This is a genomic window from Nocardia brevicatena NBRC 12119 (genome assembly GCF_000308495.1).
GTDB classification, from domain to species: Bacteria; Actinomycetota; Actinomycetes; order Mycobacteriales; family Mycobacteriaceae; genus Nocardia; species Nocardia brevicatena.
Genome location: NZ_BAFU01000070.1, coordinates 104,221 through 119,309, shown reverse-complemented (window position 1 = coordinate 119,309; position 15,089 = coordinate 104,221). Strand labels below are relative to the sequence as shown.

The 15,089-nt window shown below is 68.2% G+C and carries 16 protein-coding genes and 2 pseudogenes; 9 read left to right on the top strand and 9 right to left on the bottom strand.

The genetic code is table 11. The features are described 5' to 3' along the window. Positions 1 to 204 precede the first annotated feature (204 nt). Both ON20_RS19600 and rsrA read left to right on the top strand, forming a co-directional pair. Complete coding sequence (locus ON20_RS19600) at positions 205 to 987, top strand: sigma-70 family RNA polymerase sigma factor (RefSeq protein ID WP_281032893.1); 783 nt, start codon at positions 205 to 207, stop codon at positions 985 to 987. A 20-nt stretch (positions 988 to 1,007) separates the two neighbouring features. Continuing rightward, positions 1,008 to 1,283, top strand: a complete 276-nt coding sequence (gene rsrA / locus ON20_RS19595; RefSeq protein WP_040837765.1) for a mycothiol system anti-sigma-R factor — start codon at positions 1,008 to 1,010, stop codon at positions 1,281 to 1,283. A 221-nt stretch (positions 1,284 to 1,504) separates the two neighbouring features. On the opposite strand, the gene ON20_RS41055 is transcribed toward rsrA, so the two are convergent. Continuing rightward, entirely contained in the window at positions 1,505 to 1,579 is a 75-nt protein-coding gene (locus tag ON20_RS41055; protein ID WP_157224221.1) for a 50S ribosomal protein bL37, read from the bottom strand. Between the two features lie 147 nt (positions 1,580 to 1,726). On the opposite strand from ON20_RS41055, the gene ON20_RS19590 reads away from it, so the two are divergent. Beyond that, positions 1,727 to 1,942 carry a biotin/lipoyl-binding carrier protein gene (locus ON20_RS19590; RefSeq protein ID WP_040837469.1) on the top strand — a complete coding sequence of 72 codons (216 nt, stop codon included), beginning with the start codon at positions 1,727 to 1,729 and terminating at the stop codon, positions 1,940 to 1,942. 215 nt (positions 1,943 to 2,157) lie between these two features. Further along, positions 2,158 to 3,672 carry a sensor histidine kinase gene (locus ON20_RS19585; protein ID WP_040837467.1) on the top strand — a complete coding sequence of 505 codons (1,515 nt, stop codon included), beginning with the start codon at positions 2,158 to 2,160 and terminating at the stop codon, positions 3,670 to 3,672. A gap of 123 nt (positions 3,673 to 3,795) precedes the next feature. On the opposite strand, the gene ON20_RS19580 is transcribed toward ON20_RS19585, so the two are convergent. Both ON20_RS19580 and ON20_RS19575 read right to left on the bottom strand, forming a co-directional pair. Further along, positions 3,796 to 4,050 (bottom strand): WhiB family transcriptional regulator, encoded by a 255-nt coding sequence (locus ON20_RS19580; RefSeq protein WP_040791736.1) that lies wholly within the window; start codon positions 4,048 to 4,050, stop codon positions 3,796 to 3,798. A 243-nt stretch (positions 4,051 to 4,293) separates the two neighbouring features. After that, the gene (locus tag ON20_RS19575; RefSeq protein ID WP_040837464.1) at positions 4,294 to 5,268 is read right to left on the bottom strand and encodes a diacylglycerol/lipid kinase family protein; all 975 of its coding nucleotides are present in this window, start codon (positions 5,266 to 5,268) and stop codon (positions 4,294 to 4,296) included. A gap of 240 nt (positions 5,269 to 5,508) precedes the next feature. On the opposite strand from ON20_RS19575, the gene ON20_RS19570 reads away from it, so the two are divergent. Next, a complete protein-coding gene (locus ON20_RS19570; RefSeq protein ID WP_245547344.1) occupies positions 5,509 to 5,859 on the top strand; it encodes a hypothetical protein in 351 nt (116 codons plus the stop codon). A 10-nt stretch (positions 5,860 to 5,869) separates the two neighbouring features. Here the strand turns inward: ON20_RS19570 and ON20_RS19565 are convergent, their stop codons facing one another. The 5 genes and pseudogenes from ON20_RS19565 to ON20_RS19545 form a co-directional block, all read right to left on the bottom strand. Continuing rightward, on the bottom strand, positions 5,870 to 6,343 hold the full coding sequence (locus ON20_RS19565) for a GNAT family N-acetyltransferase (protein WP_040837763.1): 474 nt from the start codon (positions 6,341 to 6,343) through the stop codon (positions 5,870 to 5,872). 148 nt (positions 6,344 to 6,491) lie between these two features. Then, entirely contained in the window at positions 6,492 to 6,995 is a 504-nt protein-coding gene (locus ON20_RS19560) for a nitroreductase/quinone reductase family protein (RefSeq protein ID WP_040837460.1), read from the bottom strand. A 140-nt stretch (positions 6,996 to 7,135) separates the two neighbouring features. Next, positions 7,136 to 7,344: pseudogene (locus ON20_RS41050) on the bottom strand (IS110 family transposase); the annotation flags it as partial. A 31-nt stretch (positions 7,345 to 7,375) separates the two neighbouring features. Continuing rightward, positions 7,376 to 8,602, bottom strand: coding sequence for an Rv3212 family protein (locus ON20_RS19550; RefSeq protein ID WP_040837457.1), 1,227 nt, complete (start codon positions 8,600 to 8,602; stop codon positions 7,376 to 7,378). Between the two features lie 779 nt (positions 8,603 to 9,381). Then, positions 9,382 to 10,740 (bottom strand): annotated as a pseudogene (locus ON20_RS19545) (DEAD/DEAH box helicase); the annotation flags it as partial. 598 nt (positions 10,741 to 11,338) lie between these two features. Between ON20_RS19545 and ON20_RS19540 the strand changes: the two are divergent. Together ON20_RS19540 and ON20_RS19535 are read left to right on the top strand one after the other, a co-directional pair. Continuing rightward, positions 11,339 to 12,412 carry an alpha/beta fold hydrolase gene (locus ON20_RS19540; protein ID WP_040837456.1) on the top strand — a complete coding sequence of 358 codons (1,074 nt, stop codon included), beginning with the start codon at positions 11,339 to 11,341 and terminating at the stop codon, positions 12,410 to 12,412. A gap of 86 nt (positions 12,413 to 12,498) precedes the next feature. Beyond that, positions 12,499 to 13,200: a ferritin-like fold-containing protein gene (locus ON20_RS19535; RefSeq protein ID WP_040837454.1), complete on the top strand. Its 702-nt coding sequence runs from the start codon at positions 12,499 to 12,501 to the stop codon at positions 13,198 to 13,200. A gap of 24 nt (positions 13,201 to 13,224) precedes the next feature. On the opposite strand, the gene ON20_RS19530 is transcribed toward ON20_RS19535, so the two are convergent. Next, the gene (locus tag ON20_RS19530) at positions 13,225 to 14,061 is read right to left on the bottom strand and encodes a helix-turn-helix transcriptional regulator (RefSeq protein WP_040837452.1); all 837 of its coding nucleotides are present in this window, start codon (positions 14,059 to 14,061) and stop codon (positions 13,225 to 13,227) included. 101 nt (positions 14,062 to 14,162) lie between these two features. On the opposite strand from ON20_RS19530, the gene ON20_RS19525 reads away from it, so the two are divergent. Together ON20_RS19525 and ON20_RS19520 are read left to right on the top strand one after the other, a co-directional pair. Then, entirely contained in the window at positions 14,163 to 14,717 is a 555-nt protein-coding gene (locus ON20_RS19525) for a YceI family protein (RefSeq protein WP_040837451.1), read from the top strand. A gap of 124 nt (positions 14,718 to 14,841) precedes the next feature. Further along, positions 14,842 to 15,069, top strand: coding sequence for a DUF3107 domain-containing protein (locus tag ON20_RS19520; protein ID WP_040837450.1), 228 nt, complete (start codon positions 14,842 to 14,844; stop codon positions 15,067 to 15,069). Positions 15,070 to 15,089: the final 20 nt, after the last annotated feature.

Here is a 15,089-nt window from a genome sequence, read left to right as displayed (position 1 = left end):
CCCGACCCGGTGAGTCGGGGTCCCGGCGCACAGATCCCCGCCCTATCACGAAGGAGTTGGTCGGTGCCCGTTCTGCTCGACGAACATCCCGCCCGGAAGGAAGCGCCGGCGACGCGCCCCACTCGGCTCATCGGGTCCACGCGGTTCCTCGGGGATGTCGTATTGCGCGTAGATTTGGCTGATAAGCCGATCGAAGGGACACGTGTGACGAGCGACGATGACGCGGCGACCGGGGACGGTGTCCACGCCGACACAGTCACCGGTGACGCGATCACCAGCGATGCGTCGGATGCGGAGGCCGCTACCGCGGAGGTCGACGATACGGATGTCGACACCGTCGAGGCCGGCGGTACTCGCGGCGCGGAGACCGAGGCCGAACTGGCGGAGCGGTTCGAGCGGGACGCGCTACCGCTGCTGGACCAGCTCTACGGTGCCGCGCTACGGATGACCCGCAATCCCGCCGATGCCGAGGACCTGGTGCAGGAGACCTACGTCAAGGCGTTCTCCGGGTTCAAGTCCTTCAAGGAGGGGACCAACCTGCGCGCCTGGCTGTATCGCATTCTCACCAACACCTACATCAACTCCTACCGCAAGAAACAGCGCCAGCCCGCGCAGTACCCCACCGACGAGATCACCGACTGGCAGTTGGCCGCCACCGCCGAGCACTCCTCCACCGGTCTGCGTTCGGCCGAGGTGGAGGCCCTGGACGCGCTGCCCGACGACACCATCAAGGCGGCCTTGCAGGAATTGCCCGAAGAGTTCCGCATGGCCGTCTACTACGCCGATGTCGAAGGTTTTCCGTACAAGGAAATTGCCGACATCATGGGCACCCCCATCGGTACGGTGATGTCCCGGCTGCATCGCGGCCGGAAGCAATTGAAGGGTTTGCTCGCCGATGTGGCGCGTGAACGTGGATTCAACCGCACCGGCGCCGACTCCGAACAGTCCACGCCGGCGGGCTCGGTACGCCAGGAGGTCAAGCAGTGAGCACCGAGCACGATCCCTATATGGAGCTCGACTGCACCGCGGTGATGGCCGATGTCTGGTTGCTGCTCGACGGCGAATGCGACGACGCCACCCGGCAACGGCTACAGCACCATATGGATCACTGTGCGCCGTGTATCGAGGCCTACGGTATCGAGGAGAAGATCAAGAGCCTGCTCGGCCGCAAATGCGGCGGGGAGCGGGCGCCGGATTCGCTGCGGGAGCGGCTGACGCTGGAGATCCACCGTTCGGTGACCATCCGAACCCAGGGTCCCTCCCCCAAACCCCCCGAGCACTGAACACACGCGAACATCCCCCAACCGCCCACCTATAAGGCCCGCCGCAACATCGGCCCCGAGCAACCCCTCGGGGGCCGTGCCGTCGCGGCGGAGTTCGCGGCCCGTCTCGCGTTTCGGCCCCCGAAGCGCATGTGCCGAAGGCACAGGTTTCGGGGGCCGAAACGCGAGACCCGTCAGGGCCGCGTACACGCCGCGCCGAAGGCGCGGCCATATAACACAGCTCAGGCGTTCGGACGCTTGCCGTGATTGGCGGCGCTGTTCTTCCGGCTGCGCTTCTTGCGGCCACGCTTACCCATGGGTAGCTCCCTCCTGGGGACTGTTCCCGCGAATGCGGGGAGTAGATGTTGATCGTCGGCCATTCTTTCACGTGTGATTGGCTGTAGTTTCGGCGGATACGCGGAACGGTCGTCGGCGGGGCCGGAGGAACCAGGGAACGGGGTGTCATGGCGGAGGAAGTGCGGGCGGAAATGGTCTCCACGGTGCTGACCATCGAGGTCGCGGTGGGGGACAAGGTCGAAATCGACCAGACGCTGGTACTGCTGGAGTCCATGAAGATGGAGATCCCGGTGATCACCGAGACCGGCGGGGAGGTCACCTCCATCGCCGTCAGCCCCGGTCAGGTGCTGCAGCAGGGCGACCTGATAGCCGTCATCTCGTGATTGTCGCCGCCGCACCGCGGTGATGCCGGATCTCGTGCCGATTCGCGTTCGGTTGTCGACTCGATACCCGTCGGTCCGCCGTGTCGATCGCGCCACTCGACGGCGCCGGTAGGGCGCTCATGAGACCGGGAATTCCCTCGCGGAGGGGCGGAACTTCTTCGGGATCGCCGGTTCGTCGCCCCGGCGGTTTCGACCGTTGTGCTATAGGTCGAGGGGTGTCCACACTCAGCGACCTACTGGCCGAACACACCGATCTTCCCGGCGTCGCGGTCGATCATCTGCAGCGGGTGGTCGGTGACTGGCAGTTGCTCGCCGATCTCTCCTTCGCGGACCTGCTGCTGTGGGTCGGGGCCGGACCGATCGGCGACGGCGCGGATATCGTCTGTGTCGCGCAATGCCGGCCCACCACCGCCGCCACCGTGCATCAGGAGGACCTGGTCGGCTCGCTGGCTCGGCGTACGGAACATCCGCAGGTGTTCGGTGCGCTGACCACAGGCCGGATCGAGCGCGTCGACACCGAGGGCGAGGCGTTGGGCGTCTACCACCCGCAGCCGGTGCAGGCGATCCGCGAAGCCATCCCGGTGCGCTGCGGCGACGATGTGATCGCGGTGCTCAGCCGCGATACCGACCGGCAACGTTCCCGGGTGCGCAGCAGCCTGGAGATCGCCTATGTGGCGTGCGCCGACGACCTGTGCCGGATGATCGCCGAGGGGACGTTCCCGACGACGGAGGACCGTGCCGCAACCCATTCCAGCCCGCGTGCGGGCGACGGGTTCATCCGGCTCGACACCGAGGGGATCGTCACCTATGCCAGCCCGAACGCGCTGTCGGCGTATCACCGGATGGGTTTGCAGTCGGATCTCGCCGGTCAGGACCTGGCCAAGACCACCCGCTCGCTGATCACCGACCCCTTCGACGCGCAAGAGGTGGTGGGCGATATCCAGGCGGCCCTGGCGGGGCGGACCGGGCGCCGGATGGAAGTGGAGGCCCGCGGCGCCACGGTGCTGCTGCGCACGCTCGTGTTGCGGCCACACGGTGAACTGGCGGGTGCCGCGGTGCTGGTGCGCGACGTCACCGAGGTGAAACGCCGGGACCGCGCGCTGCTCAGCAAGGACGCCACCATCCGGGAGATCCACCACCGGGTGAAGAACAATCTGCAGACCGTCGCAGCTCTGCTGCGGTTGCAGGCGCGGCGGACCGAGAACGAGGAGGCACGGGTCGCACTGACCGAATCGGTGCGTCGGGTCACCTCCATCGCGTCGGTGCACGAGATGCTGTCGATGTCGGTGGACGAAGAGGTGGACCTGGACGAGGTGGTGGACCGGTTGCTGCCGATCATGGCCGATGTCGCCACCGTGCACACCGCCCGCATCAAGGTACGCCGGGAGGGCTCGCTCGGCGTGTTCTCCGCCGAACGGGCGACCCCGCTGGTCATGGTGCTCACCGAATTGGTGCAGAACGCCATCGAGCACGCCTTCGACCCCGGACGCGACGGTACGGTGACCATCCGCTCGGAGCGGTCGGCCCGCTGGCTGGATGTGATCATCAGCGATGACGGGCGGGGCCTGCCCGCCGGTTTCAGCCTGGAATCCTCCGACAGCCTGGGCCTGCAGATCGTGCGCACCCTGGTGACCGCCGAGCTGGGCGGCTCCATCGGCCTGCATCCGGGCGCGGATATCGGTACCGACGCCGTTCTGCGGGTTCCGCTGGGGCGTCGTTCGGCACGCTGAGTATTCGGCCGGTTGTGTTCGGGTACGCCGAGTGCGGACATAAGAAAAGCCCGGTACCAGATGTACCGGGCAGTCGGACGTATACCGGGCCGGTAATGGCCCGGTTACGCCGGTCCGCGCTGGCTAGACGGCGGTGCGCGTACGAGTGCGCGCGTTGCGCCGCTTGAGGGCGCGCCGCTCGTCTTCGCTCATACCGCCCCATACTCCGGCATCCTGTCCGGACTGCAGGGCCCAGGACAGGCATTCGGCGGTTACGGGGCAGCGAGCGCAGACGAGTTTGGCATCGGCAATCTGCGCGAGCGCAGGACCACTGTTGCCCACCGGGAAAAACAGCTCAGGGTCCTCGTCACGACAGATCGCCTTGTGGCGCCAATCCATTCCTCTGCTCCTTTGTAGGGCGTCATTCGACGCCGTCGGGTTGGTGGGTCGTTCACTTGTGCGAACTGAATGTTTCCGCACGGTTGCTTGTGAATGCTTTCACGAACACCGTAGATGTCAATAGGTATCCGGTGCACCGTGGGGAAACTCACGCCTGACCGTTCCCCGGATGGGGAACCTGCCCGGTCCTTTCTACCCGCTCTGCCCGGTTTTCGCAGCACAACCGGGACGTTGTCCTCCCGGTCACACCGATTGGGTCGGGCGAGGCGCGATCACGTCCAAGACATCCGGGACGGCCGTGAATTCCACCACGCTGCGTTTGCCGATGAAGTCGCCATCGATTTGCAGGCCGATTGGTTCGGCGCTCGAGATGCGAACCGATGGAACATCGTCGTCTCGGAACAATTTCCGTGACTTCGGCTCGGAGTTCGGTGACAACAGCTGTGTCGCCAGGCGCAGTGTAGGCAGTAATGCCATGGTTCGCACGGCGAACACGCCGAGACCGGATTCGAAGCGCGTATTGGGGTTGGTGCACACCGGGGTGGAGTCCAGATATGTCCACGGGGTGGTGTTGGTGACGAACGCGTAGTGCACTCCCTCGACCGGCTCGTGGCCCGGCACCTGCACCGTTGCCCGGGGCGGGGTGCGTTTGGCGCGGAAGAACTGCCGCACCGTGGTACGCAGGTAGCGGCTCGGCGTAGCGGCGTGACCGCCCGCGCGACTGGCGTCGATCGCCTCGCACACATCGGCGTCCAGACCGACGCCGGCGCTGAAACAGAACCACCGATCGTCGGCGAGACCGAGCCCGATCCGCCGGTCGGCCGAGGCCCCCGGCCGACGGCCCTCCACCCCCAGCAGGTCGATGAGCTGATTGGTGGCTGCCACCGGGTCGGGTTTCACCCCGAGCGCCCGCGCGAAAACATTCGCCGAACCACCCGGGATCACGCCCAGCCGAGGTCGCCACGCCTGGCCGTCGTCGACCTGGGGCAGCGGGACGAAACCATTGACCGTCTCGTTGACCGTGCCGTCACCCCCGTGCACCACGATCAGGTCCATCTCGTTCGTCGCGGCCCATTGCGCCAGTTCGGCCGCATGACCGCGATGTTGGGTGTGCGCGACGGTGAGCTGGGTCCGGCTTTCCAGAGCGTGTGCCAACAGGTCTCGGGTCGCCGCCGTGGTGGAGGTCGCATTGGGATTCACGATCAACAACGTCCGCACCCCCGCACCCTACTGGGTACGGTCGGACGCCGATCCGGCGCCGGCCGTGCCGGGAAGGAGCCGTACACCGGCTCCTTCCTCGCCGCCCGGACGGTAGGACAGGGGGCGGGAGGTTGGCGGACGCGACCGCCGTCACATCCGTAGGCTGGCGGCGTGGTCGAGCGAGATGACGTGGAGAAGGCACCCCCGACCGTCCGGAGCGCGGGCGCCCTGGTGGCCCTGGAAGGCGCGGTCGCGGTGATGGTGGCGATCGTACTGGTGGTACGCGGCCTGCTGGGACACGATCAGACCGCCGCCAACGGCTACGGGACGGCCGCCTGGTTCGGGATTCTCGGGGGTGCGGTGCTGGCGGCCGGGATCGGGCTGCTGTTCGGCCACCGGTGGGGGCGGGCGATCGCGGTCATCGCGCAACTCCTGCTGCTTCCGGTGGTGTGGTCGCTGCTCACCGACTCCCACCAGCCGTTCTACGGCTCGGTGCTGGGGTTGGTCGTGGTCGCAGCGTTAGCGCTGCTCTTCCTCCCGGCGACCTCACGGTGGATGGCGTCGGAATACGGGGCGGGCACGGGCGAGGACCCCTCCACTCGGTCCTGAACCCCGCCCCCTACACGGCCGCGGCCAGCGTGGTCAACGCCTCACCGCCGAGCCGATAGCCGACCCATTCGTCCTGGACGACGGCACCGAGCGCCTCGTAGAACTCGATCGCGGGAGTATTCCAGGTGAGCACCGACCAGCCGAGCCGGGTATAGCCCCGGTCGACGGCCTCCCGCGCCAGCGCGGCGATGAGCGCCTTGCCGAGCCCGGCGCCACGAGCCTCGGGCCGGACGTACAGATCCTCCAGATGGATGCCGTGCACGCCGTCCCAGGTGGAGAAGTTCCGGAACCAGATGGCGCAGCCGGCCACCGCGCCACTCAGCGTCGCCACATGGGCGAACACCGCGGGCGCCGGACCGAACAGGGCGGTCCGCAGCTGTTCGGGTGTCAGCGTGCACTCGTTCCGGGCCTTCTCGTATTCGGCCAGGTCGTAGACGAGGTCGACCAAGGCAGGGATATCGTCCGGGATGGCGCGGCGCACGATGGGTTGCACGTGAAGGGACTCCGTGGGTGGTCGGGGAAACACGGGGTTTGCCCGACGGGCGGGCACCGGTTTGCCGGGACGCGTGCGGGCACCCGCGTGACCGTCGTCCTCGGCGGTATCCATGATGCCCGCCCGCCGCCGACGGCGATCAGGCCGGGTCGTCGAGAGTCAACACCACCAGGGGGACCGGTCGGGCGACGGTGGCCTGGAACTCGGCGAGAAGCGGATTGTTCCGCAGGACCCATGCCGCGAACTCGTCGTATTCGGCGCCGGTGAGAACCCGGGCGACGCCACGGTGGATATGGTCACCGAGTTCCACGATGACCTCCGGATGAGCCCGCACATTGTGATACCAGGCGGGATAGCGGTCTTCCACGAAGGAACTGATGTAGAGAGTGTTGTCCCGATACAGCGCCCCCAACGGCACCACATGCCGTTTACCGGTCCTGGCGCCGGTGGTGGTGAGCAACAGCAGCGTCCCGCCCTCGTAGGCGCCGCCGACCCGGCCGTCGTTGGCGCGGAACTCCCGGATCACATCGTGGTTCCAGGTGCTGGAATCTTCCCGGGCCTGCTGGTTCCAGGGGGCGTCGGGATCGTCGTACCGGGTGATTTCATGCTGTGCGGTCCCGGTGGGCTGTGCTGTCTCGCTCATACCCTCACTGTGCCCGAGAGCACCGACAGTGTTGTTCGGCCGGCGCTGTCGCGCGGGCGTGTTCGCGGCCCCCTGGTGTCTCGTGTTTCCGCACCCGAGACTTGTGCCTTCGGCACGGCGCTTCGGGGTGCGGAAACACGAGACGGGCCGCGAGATCCGGGTCCTGGAATTCGTTCCAGGGCCGGATGGCTGCCGGTGAGAAGGCCGCGGATGCGGTTGCCGGTCCGCGTCGCTTCGCCGGCCGGGTCGTCGAAGCCGACCAGGATATCCGGTTCGGTGAGGGCTTCGTCGCCGGTGCGGACGTGCGGCGCAGCGCGTGCGACACAGTGCGGACCGTCCTGGCGGTGACAGGGCGTATGGGGGTGCCCGGGTGAGGGAGGTCAGCCGAGGGCTACGAGTTCGCCGCCGCGTTGTTCGAGGATGGTGGTGCCGAGGACGCCGATCGGAATGGGGGAGCCGTCGTGGTCCTTGCGTTGCACGGGGATTCGGGTCACTTCGGTGCCGGTGGCCGGGTCCAGGGCGGCTATGGCGCCGGGGACCGGGACCAACAGTTTGCCCGCCATCAGGGCCGGGCCACCGAGTGTGTTGGGGGCGGTCCACATCGGATCGAAGGTACTGGCGTGCAGGGCGATGACACTGTTGCCGGTGAAAACGAAATAGGCCGAACCGATTCGGGTGGTGGTGGCGTAGGCCGTGAGAGGAGCGGACAGTTCGTGTACCACCAGCGGATTGCCCGTGGCGTCGAGAACCGTCAGGCGAGGAGCCTGCGAGGTCCGGCCGCCGGCCCCGGGCCGATAGAGCACGATCCGGTTGTCGGAGACCGCGAGTACCCGCGCGTCGGGGGAATCGGCACCCGGTCCGTCCAGCACGTGGGTCCCGAACTCCTCGGGGACGGTGTTGTCCTCGGGCGCCGGATCGAGCACCGTGAGCCGGTTGGCCGGTTCGTTCGGGCAGCGCTCCAGAACCGCGAGCCGCGACGGGCTGCTCGCCGCCGAAATCAGAGCGCAACCTCGGCGCGGCTGGGTCTTCGCATTGACCCTGGCATCGACGTACCCGTACTCGAGGGTGCGCACCAGGTCCGAGCGCCACACCTCCAGCCGCCGCGGTCCGAGGGCGAGCACATAGGTGCCGTCGGTGGACAGGCGGACCGTCTCGTCCATATAGCTGCTGCGAGCGGTGCGGCGCCGCCCGTCCTGGCCCGAGAGCATGGTGGTCTGGCTGCAGCCGCGGTCGTCCCGGTACACCGCGATGACCATGCCGAACTGCGACTCCACCCCGCACAGCGGCAGATCGCGCCGATAGCGCCACAACTCCGCGCCGGTGACAGGGTCGCGGCCGGTCACGATCCCACCGTCGGCGGTGACGACCGCGCCTTCGGAGGTGAGGACGCGGGCACCGGCCGTATCGGGGGCACGCCACAGCTCCTTCGGCCGCGTGGGCAGCCGATCGGCGTTCGGCGGACGCTGCGCGGGTTCGGTTGCGGTGATGGATTCGGCGCCGCGGGCATCACTGCACGCCCACGCCGAGACCGCCGCGATCACCAGGACCACGGCGATCGCGACGGCGGTGATGACATCGGCGCGCGTCCGCCGCTCTGGTGCGAGCACGGGTGCGAGCGTATCGGATCGGTGGGCTACGCCGACGCGGTGTAACCCATGGCCGCCCCCGCCCCAACGCCGCTGCCCGCCGTCACCGACTCGCCCGCGCGCGCTGTCGCGGCGACGTCGGGAACGGCCGCGCGGGACTCGGCGCTGCGGGCGGTGTCGGTTTCGGGTGAACCGCCGGTGGACTCCCGGCCTGCGCCCGTCGACTCCGACCTGTCGGCCGTCGATATCGTCTCGTCGCCCGCGGGCTTGGCCTTACGGTTCGTCGAGCGTGTCCTGCGGGTGGTGCGGTCCGCGCTCGTCGGCCCGATGTCGCCGCTGGGTTCCGATACGGTCGGTGCCGGTGCGTCGGCCGCGGTGCCGTCGACCGCTCCGGTGTCACCGTCGGCCTCCGAATCGGCGGTCTTGCGGCGACGTCGGCGCCGCCGGGCCGGGCGGTCGCCGCCCGTCTCGGCGGTATCCGTCGAGCCCGCTTCGACGGTATCCGCCGCGGCGCTGTCGGCGGCCGGTGCGGTCTCGTTCGTATCGGCCTCGCCGGCGTGGGCGTCCGAGGTGTCGTCCGTCGCGCCGGCCGGGGCCTCGGCGGAGGTATCGGCGCCGTCGGCCGACTTGTGGCGGCGACGCCGCCTCCGCCGGGCCGGACGCTCCTCGGCGTCCGCGTCGCCCGGGGCGCTCAGGGGAGCGCTGCTGTCACCGTTGTCGGAGTCGGAGTCGGAGTCGGAGTCGGAGTCGGTGGCGGGGGCATCGGTCGGGGTCGACTCGGTGTCGGTGTGGTCGTCAAGGGGTTTTCCACCGCGGGTGCGCCTGCGGTTGCGCTTGCGCGGGGTCCGCTCAGGGCGTTCGGCGACGATCGCGTCGGGATCGCGTTCGGGCTGCGGTTTCCGGACTTGGCCGGTGGCCCCCTCCGGGATGCCCAGATCAGCGTACAGATGCGGGGACCGCGAGTAGGTCTCCACCGGATCGGGGATACCCAACCCCAGTGCGGCGTCGATGGCCGTCCAGCGGTTGAGTTCGTCCCAGTCGACCAGGGTGACCGCGACACCGGCCCGACCGGCCCGGCCGGTGCGGCCGATGCGGTGGACGTAGGTCTTCTCGTCCTCCGGGCATTGGTAGTTGATCACATGGGTGACGTCGTCGATATCGATTCCGCGCGCGGCGACATCGGTGGCCACCAGGACGTCGATGGTGCCCTTGCGGAATTTGGCCAGTGCCTTCTCCCGGGCGATCTGTCCGAGATCACCGTGGACCGCGCCGACGGCGAAGCCGCGGTCGGCCAGTTCGTCGGCGACCTTCTGCGCGGTGCGCTTGGTGCGGGTGAAGACCATGGTGGCGCCGCGGCCCTCGGCCTGCAGCACCCGCGCGATCAGTTCACCCTTGTCCAGTGCGTGCGCCCGGTAGACGAATTGCGCGGTGCGATCGTGGACGGCCGAATCGTGCGGCTCCTCGGCCCGGATATGGGTGGGTCGGGTGAGGAATGTGCGGGCCAGCGTGATGATCGGGCCCGGCATGGTCGCCGAGAACAGCATGGTCTGGCGACCGTCCGGGACCATGCCGAGGATGCGTTCGATATCCGGGAGGAACCCCAGGTCGAGCATTTCGTCGGCCTCGTCCAGCACCAGGACGGCGACCTTGCCGAGGACCAGGCGTTGCTGGTCGGCCAGGTCCAGTAGCCGCCCGGGTGTGCCGACCACGACGTCGACGCCGGCGCGCAGCGCCGCGATCTGGGACTCGTAGGGGCGCCCACCGTAGATGGAGACGACCCGCAACGGGCCCTGTCCGCCGCGCAGGTATTTGCTCGCGTTCTCCAGATCCTGGGTGACCTGTAGGCACAGTTCCCGCGTCGGCACGATGACCAGCGCCCGCGGGGTTCCGTCCAGCGGCGCGATGCCGGAATCCGCGCCGGCGATCCGATGCAGCAGCGGCACCCCGAATCCGAAGGTCTTGCCCATACCGGTGCGGGCCTGGCCGATGAGGTCCTCACCGGCGAGTGCCAGCGGCAGGGTGAGTTCCTGAATTGCGAAAGTACGTTCGATTCCGATCTCGCCGAGGGCCCGCACGATATCGGCGTGGACGCCCAATGCGGCGAATGTCGGGGCGGTGTGCCGTTCGTCCAGTTCGGCCGTCAGCAGCGTGTCCGCCAGACCCGGTTCCTGTTCGACTGTGATCTTGCTCAGGTTCGTGCCTTCCCTCGTTATCGCGCTTCACGCGCACGAGGCGTGGGGCGGACCGGCCGGTCCACGACAACCACGGATCCGCCTGCGATACTCACCCGGCCGCCGCCTGATGTCAGCGGAGTCCGCCCATCGGGGACTACCTGGAGGAGACATCGGCGCGGCGCACTCGGTGACGCGGATCTGGTGCGCGCACATTTTCCATGGACATCGGAAATCCACCTCGCCGCAACCGACGAGCCGTGGCACGCCGGTCGTGTCTTTCGGCGTCGCCCACCCGGGGTATCGGTACAACCCCTGTGGCCTCGATCGGGCGATACATTTTCCGTTGTCCGTAGCGATTGTAGCGTGATATTGTTCCGCCCCCGAAAAGCCGCCGAAGTTAATTAAGCGGAAAAATGCCCTTTTTATATTCGCGCCCGTCGAGTGGGTTGTGCGACAGCACGATTCACCCGGTATGGCGAATAGTGTCGCGCCGATGAATTCGCCTCCACGTGTCGCGTCGCGAAGCGGTGCGGGCGGTGAGCCGGGGAGCACCGACGGCACACGTGTATGAGACATTCATGGCGTGGGCATCGCAGACACCGTCACCCTGGCCGCGCGTAACGCGTGGGCACTGACCTTCGGCCCCGGCGTGCAGTCACCCGAACCCACCCCGGCGACCGTGCTGTGGGACGAACCGCACCGTCGGTTGCTCCGTTTCGAACCGGTGGCCGTGACCACCCAAACCGCCTCCCCCGGCTCCCCGCCCGATTCGGCGGTGCTACTGGTGCCGCCGCTGGCCGCGCCCGCGAGCTGCTTCGACCTGCGCCCCGACCAGAGCCTGGTCCGGTTCCTGCTGGACACCGGCCGCGTGCCCCATGTCATCGACTACGGCGAGATCACCTTCGCGGACCGGCGCATGGGCTTCGAGGACTGGATCGACGACATCCTGCCCGAAGCGATCCTGCGTACCTCGGCCGACCGCGACGGAGCGCCGGTCGACCTGGTCGGCTGGTCGCTCGGCGGCACCATGTCGCTGCTCACCGCCGCCGCGCACACCGAACTGCCGATCCGCTCCATTACCGCCGTCGGCGCCCCGCTGGACTACGACAAGATGCCCGGAATCCCACAGCTGCGCGCCGCAGCGCGGTTCACCGGCGGGATGGGAGTCACCACCGCCATCCGGGCCGCCGGCGGAGTGCCGGCCCGGATGACGCGGCTCGCCTACCGGATCACCGCCTGGGAGCGTGAGGTGAAACGCCCCTGGTTCGTGGCGAGCAATATCACCCGCACCGAGGCCCTGGCCCGAATGGAGTCCATCGACCGGTTCATGGCGGAGATGCCCGGCTACCCCGGCCGGTTGTACGGGCAACTGTGGGGTCGGCTGGTGCTGCACAACGACATCGGCCGCGGTGTCGTCCGGTTGGGCCACCGGGAGATCCGGCTGTCCGAGGTCACCGCGCCGGTGCTGCTGGTGGGCGGGCCGAGCGATGTCATCACCCCCGCCGCCTCCGTTCGAGGCGGCACCCGGACTCTCACCGGCGCGGCCACCGTGCACTACGAGACCGCGCCGGGCAGCCACCTGGGCATCCTGACCGGCACCACCGCCCGTGAAACCACCTGGACCTACCTCGACAAGTTCCTGACCACCCCCGCCTGAGGCCGACGGTCGACAGAACCGCCTGTCGCCCGGACATCCGAGCCGTGCTCGGGGGTGACGGGAACCGAGTATTAGGCTGGATTGTCATGGGAGCACAGTCACCCGCCGCGCTGGGTGTTACGCCGAGCGAACCGGCCTCTTCACCCATCCCTGTCGACCACCCCGGTGTCACCGACCTGTTCGCGGTGCTCGCCTACGGTGAGATCTCCGCCTTCTACCGGCTGTCCGAGGAGGCCGCGCTGTCGCCGAGCCTGCACGGCAAGGTCGCGGTCGCGAAGATGGCGACGGCCGAAATGGCGCATTTCGAGCGGTTGGAGACGGCGCTGACCGAGCGAGGGGTGGACATCTACGACGCCATGTCCCCGTTCGTGCGTCCCCTGGACTCTTACCACCGTTCCACCGACCCGTCCACCTGGCTCGAATCGATGGTGAAGTTCCATGTCGGTGACGGGATCGCCGCCGACTTCTACCGGGAGATCGCCGGGGTCCTCAGCCCCGAGGTGGCCGAGGTGGTGCGCGATGTCCTGGCCGAGACCGACCATTCGGAGTTCGTCGTCGAAGAGGTACGACGTGCGGTGACGACGAGCCGCTCCCAACGCGACCGGCTCACCCTGTGGGGGCGGCGCCTGCTCGGCGAGGCGATCACTCAGGCCCAGTATGTGATGGCGCAGCGAGACGAACTGACCGAACTGGTCCTCGCCGCCACCGGCGACCTCAACGGTATCGCCACCCTCTTCGAACGCATGCAGACCGCGCACGCCGAGCGGATGGCGGTGCTGGGCCTGTAGGAACAGGGGACGGCGTTCGTCTCGTCACTCGCCGACCGCGCGCGGCCGAATCAGCCGCAGCGCCGGCGCCGCGGTATGCGCTCGGTCGACGAGCCAGATCACGAGGGTCTGTTCCCGGTCGGCCTCCATCATCTCGAAGGACACATCGACCCGGCCGTGATCCGGATGGTCGAAACGCAGGATGCCGGACATATCCGTGCCCGGGCGTTGGGGCCTCCAGTGCCCGTCGAAATCCGAATGCCCGCGCAAGGCCTCGAGGGTGTGGCGTAGTTCTGGATCACCCGGCCAACGCAGGTTGGCCCGCCGGAGCGCGTCGGCGAATATGTCGGCGGCTTCGGCCCAGTTCCGCAGCACGCGCCGCGCCATGGGATGCGTATACGTGTAATGCGCGAGGTTCACCTCCGCCGGGTCGTCGAGCAGGCCCAGCGGAGTGGCGAAACCCGCCCAGGCACGGTTCCAGCCGAGGACATCGAGCCGGCGGCCCAGCACGAACGCCGGATTCGGTTCGAGTGCGGCGAGGATGGTCTCGATGGTCTCCGGAACCCGGTCCGGTGCCGGTGTGGACTCGGGACACCGACCGGCATGGCTGCTGGTGAGCGCGAGCCATCCGAATACGGCGCGCTCCTTGTCGTCGAGCAGCAGGGCGTCGGCCAGCGCCTCCACCACCGACGCCGAGGGATTCGTATCGCGGCCCTGTTCCAGCCGGGCCAGATAGTCCGCACTCACACCGGCCCGTACCGCGACCTCTTCACGGCGCAGTCCCGGAGTACGCCGGCGCCCACCCGCGGGCAGGCCGACATCGGTGGGGTGCAGTTCGGTGCGGCGCCTGCGGAGATAGTCGGCGAACGCGTTCGAAGCCATGCGTCCATGGTGCCTGGTCCCGACACCGATAGCCGCGCCCTGTCAGGTCCAGGATAAACCGGGTCTGGATAGCGGACCGCGGGCCGGGAATCGTCGGTGTCATGACGACAACATCCGACAACACCATTACCGAACAAGCGCTGCGTCCGGGTTCCTGGGCACTGGACACCGCCCACTCCTCGGTGGCCTTCACCATCCGCCACCTCGGGATCGCCAAGGTCCGCGGTCGGTTCGAGCGCTTCGAGACGGAGTTCGTGGTCGACGAATCCGGCGCCGCCGCCGTGGGGGCCACCATCCACCTCGACTCGTTCGACACCGGGAACCCGGACCGCGACGCGCATATCCGCACCGCCGACTTCCTGGACGTCGCCAACCGGCCGACGCTGGTGTTCCGGGCACTCCGGCCCGTACGGGTCGCCGAGACCTTCGTGGTCGAAGGGACGGCCACCCTCGGCGATATCACCCGACCGGTCACCCTGGACGTGGAATGGGGAGGTGTCGGCGTCTTCGGGCCGACCGGCGAACGGCACGCCGGTTTCTCCGCGACAGGAACCATCAAACGGACCGATTTCGGCGTCGGAGGCGCACTGCCGGGAATGCTCTCCGACACCGTGAAGATCGAACTCGAGATCCAATTGATCGAACCGAAATCCTGACCACTTCCCGGATGCCGCGTGCGGCGGATGTTCGCCCACAGCGCAGTGCACCGTGTACTCGCCCGGGACAGCGCTGCACTAGCCTTGCAGGGACAGCACAGGTAACTAGGTTCGGAGGTTGGCCGTGGAGGTCAAGATCGGTATTTCGGATAGCCCGCGCGAACTCGTCATCACCAGTTCGCAGAGCCCCGAAGAAGTCGAGGCGCTGGTGTCCGAAGCGCTGGGCAGCGCGAGCGGCGTTGTCTCGCTGATCGACGACAAAGGCCGCAAATTCCTGATCCAGGCCGCCAAGGTCGCCTACGTGGAGATCGGCACCGCCACCGCCGGGCGAGTGGGTTTCGCGGCTGTGTAGTTTGGCCCGCACTCCGCGCG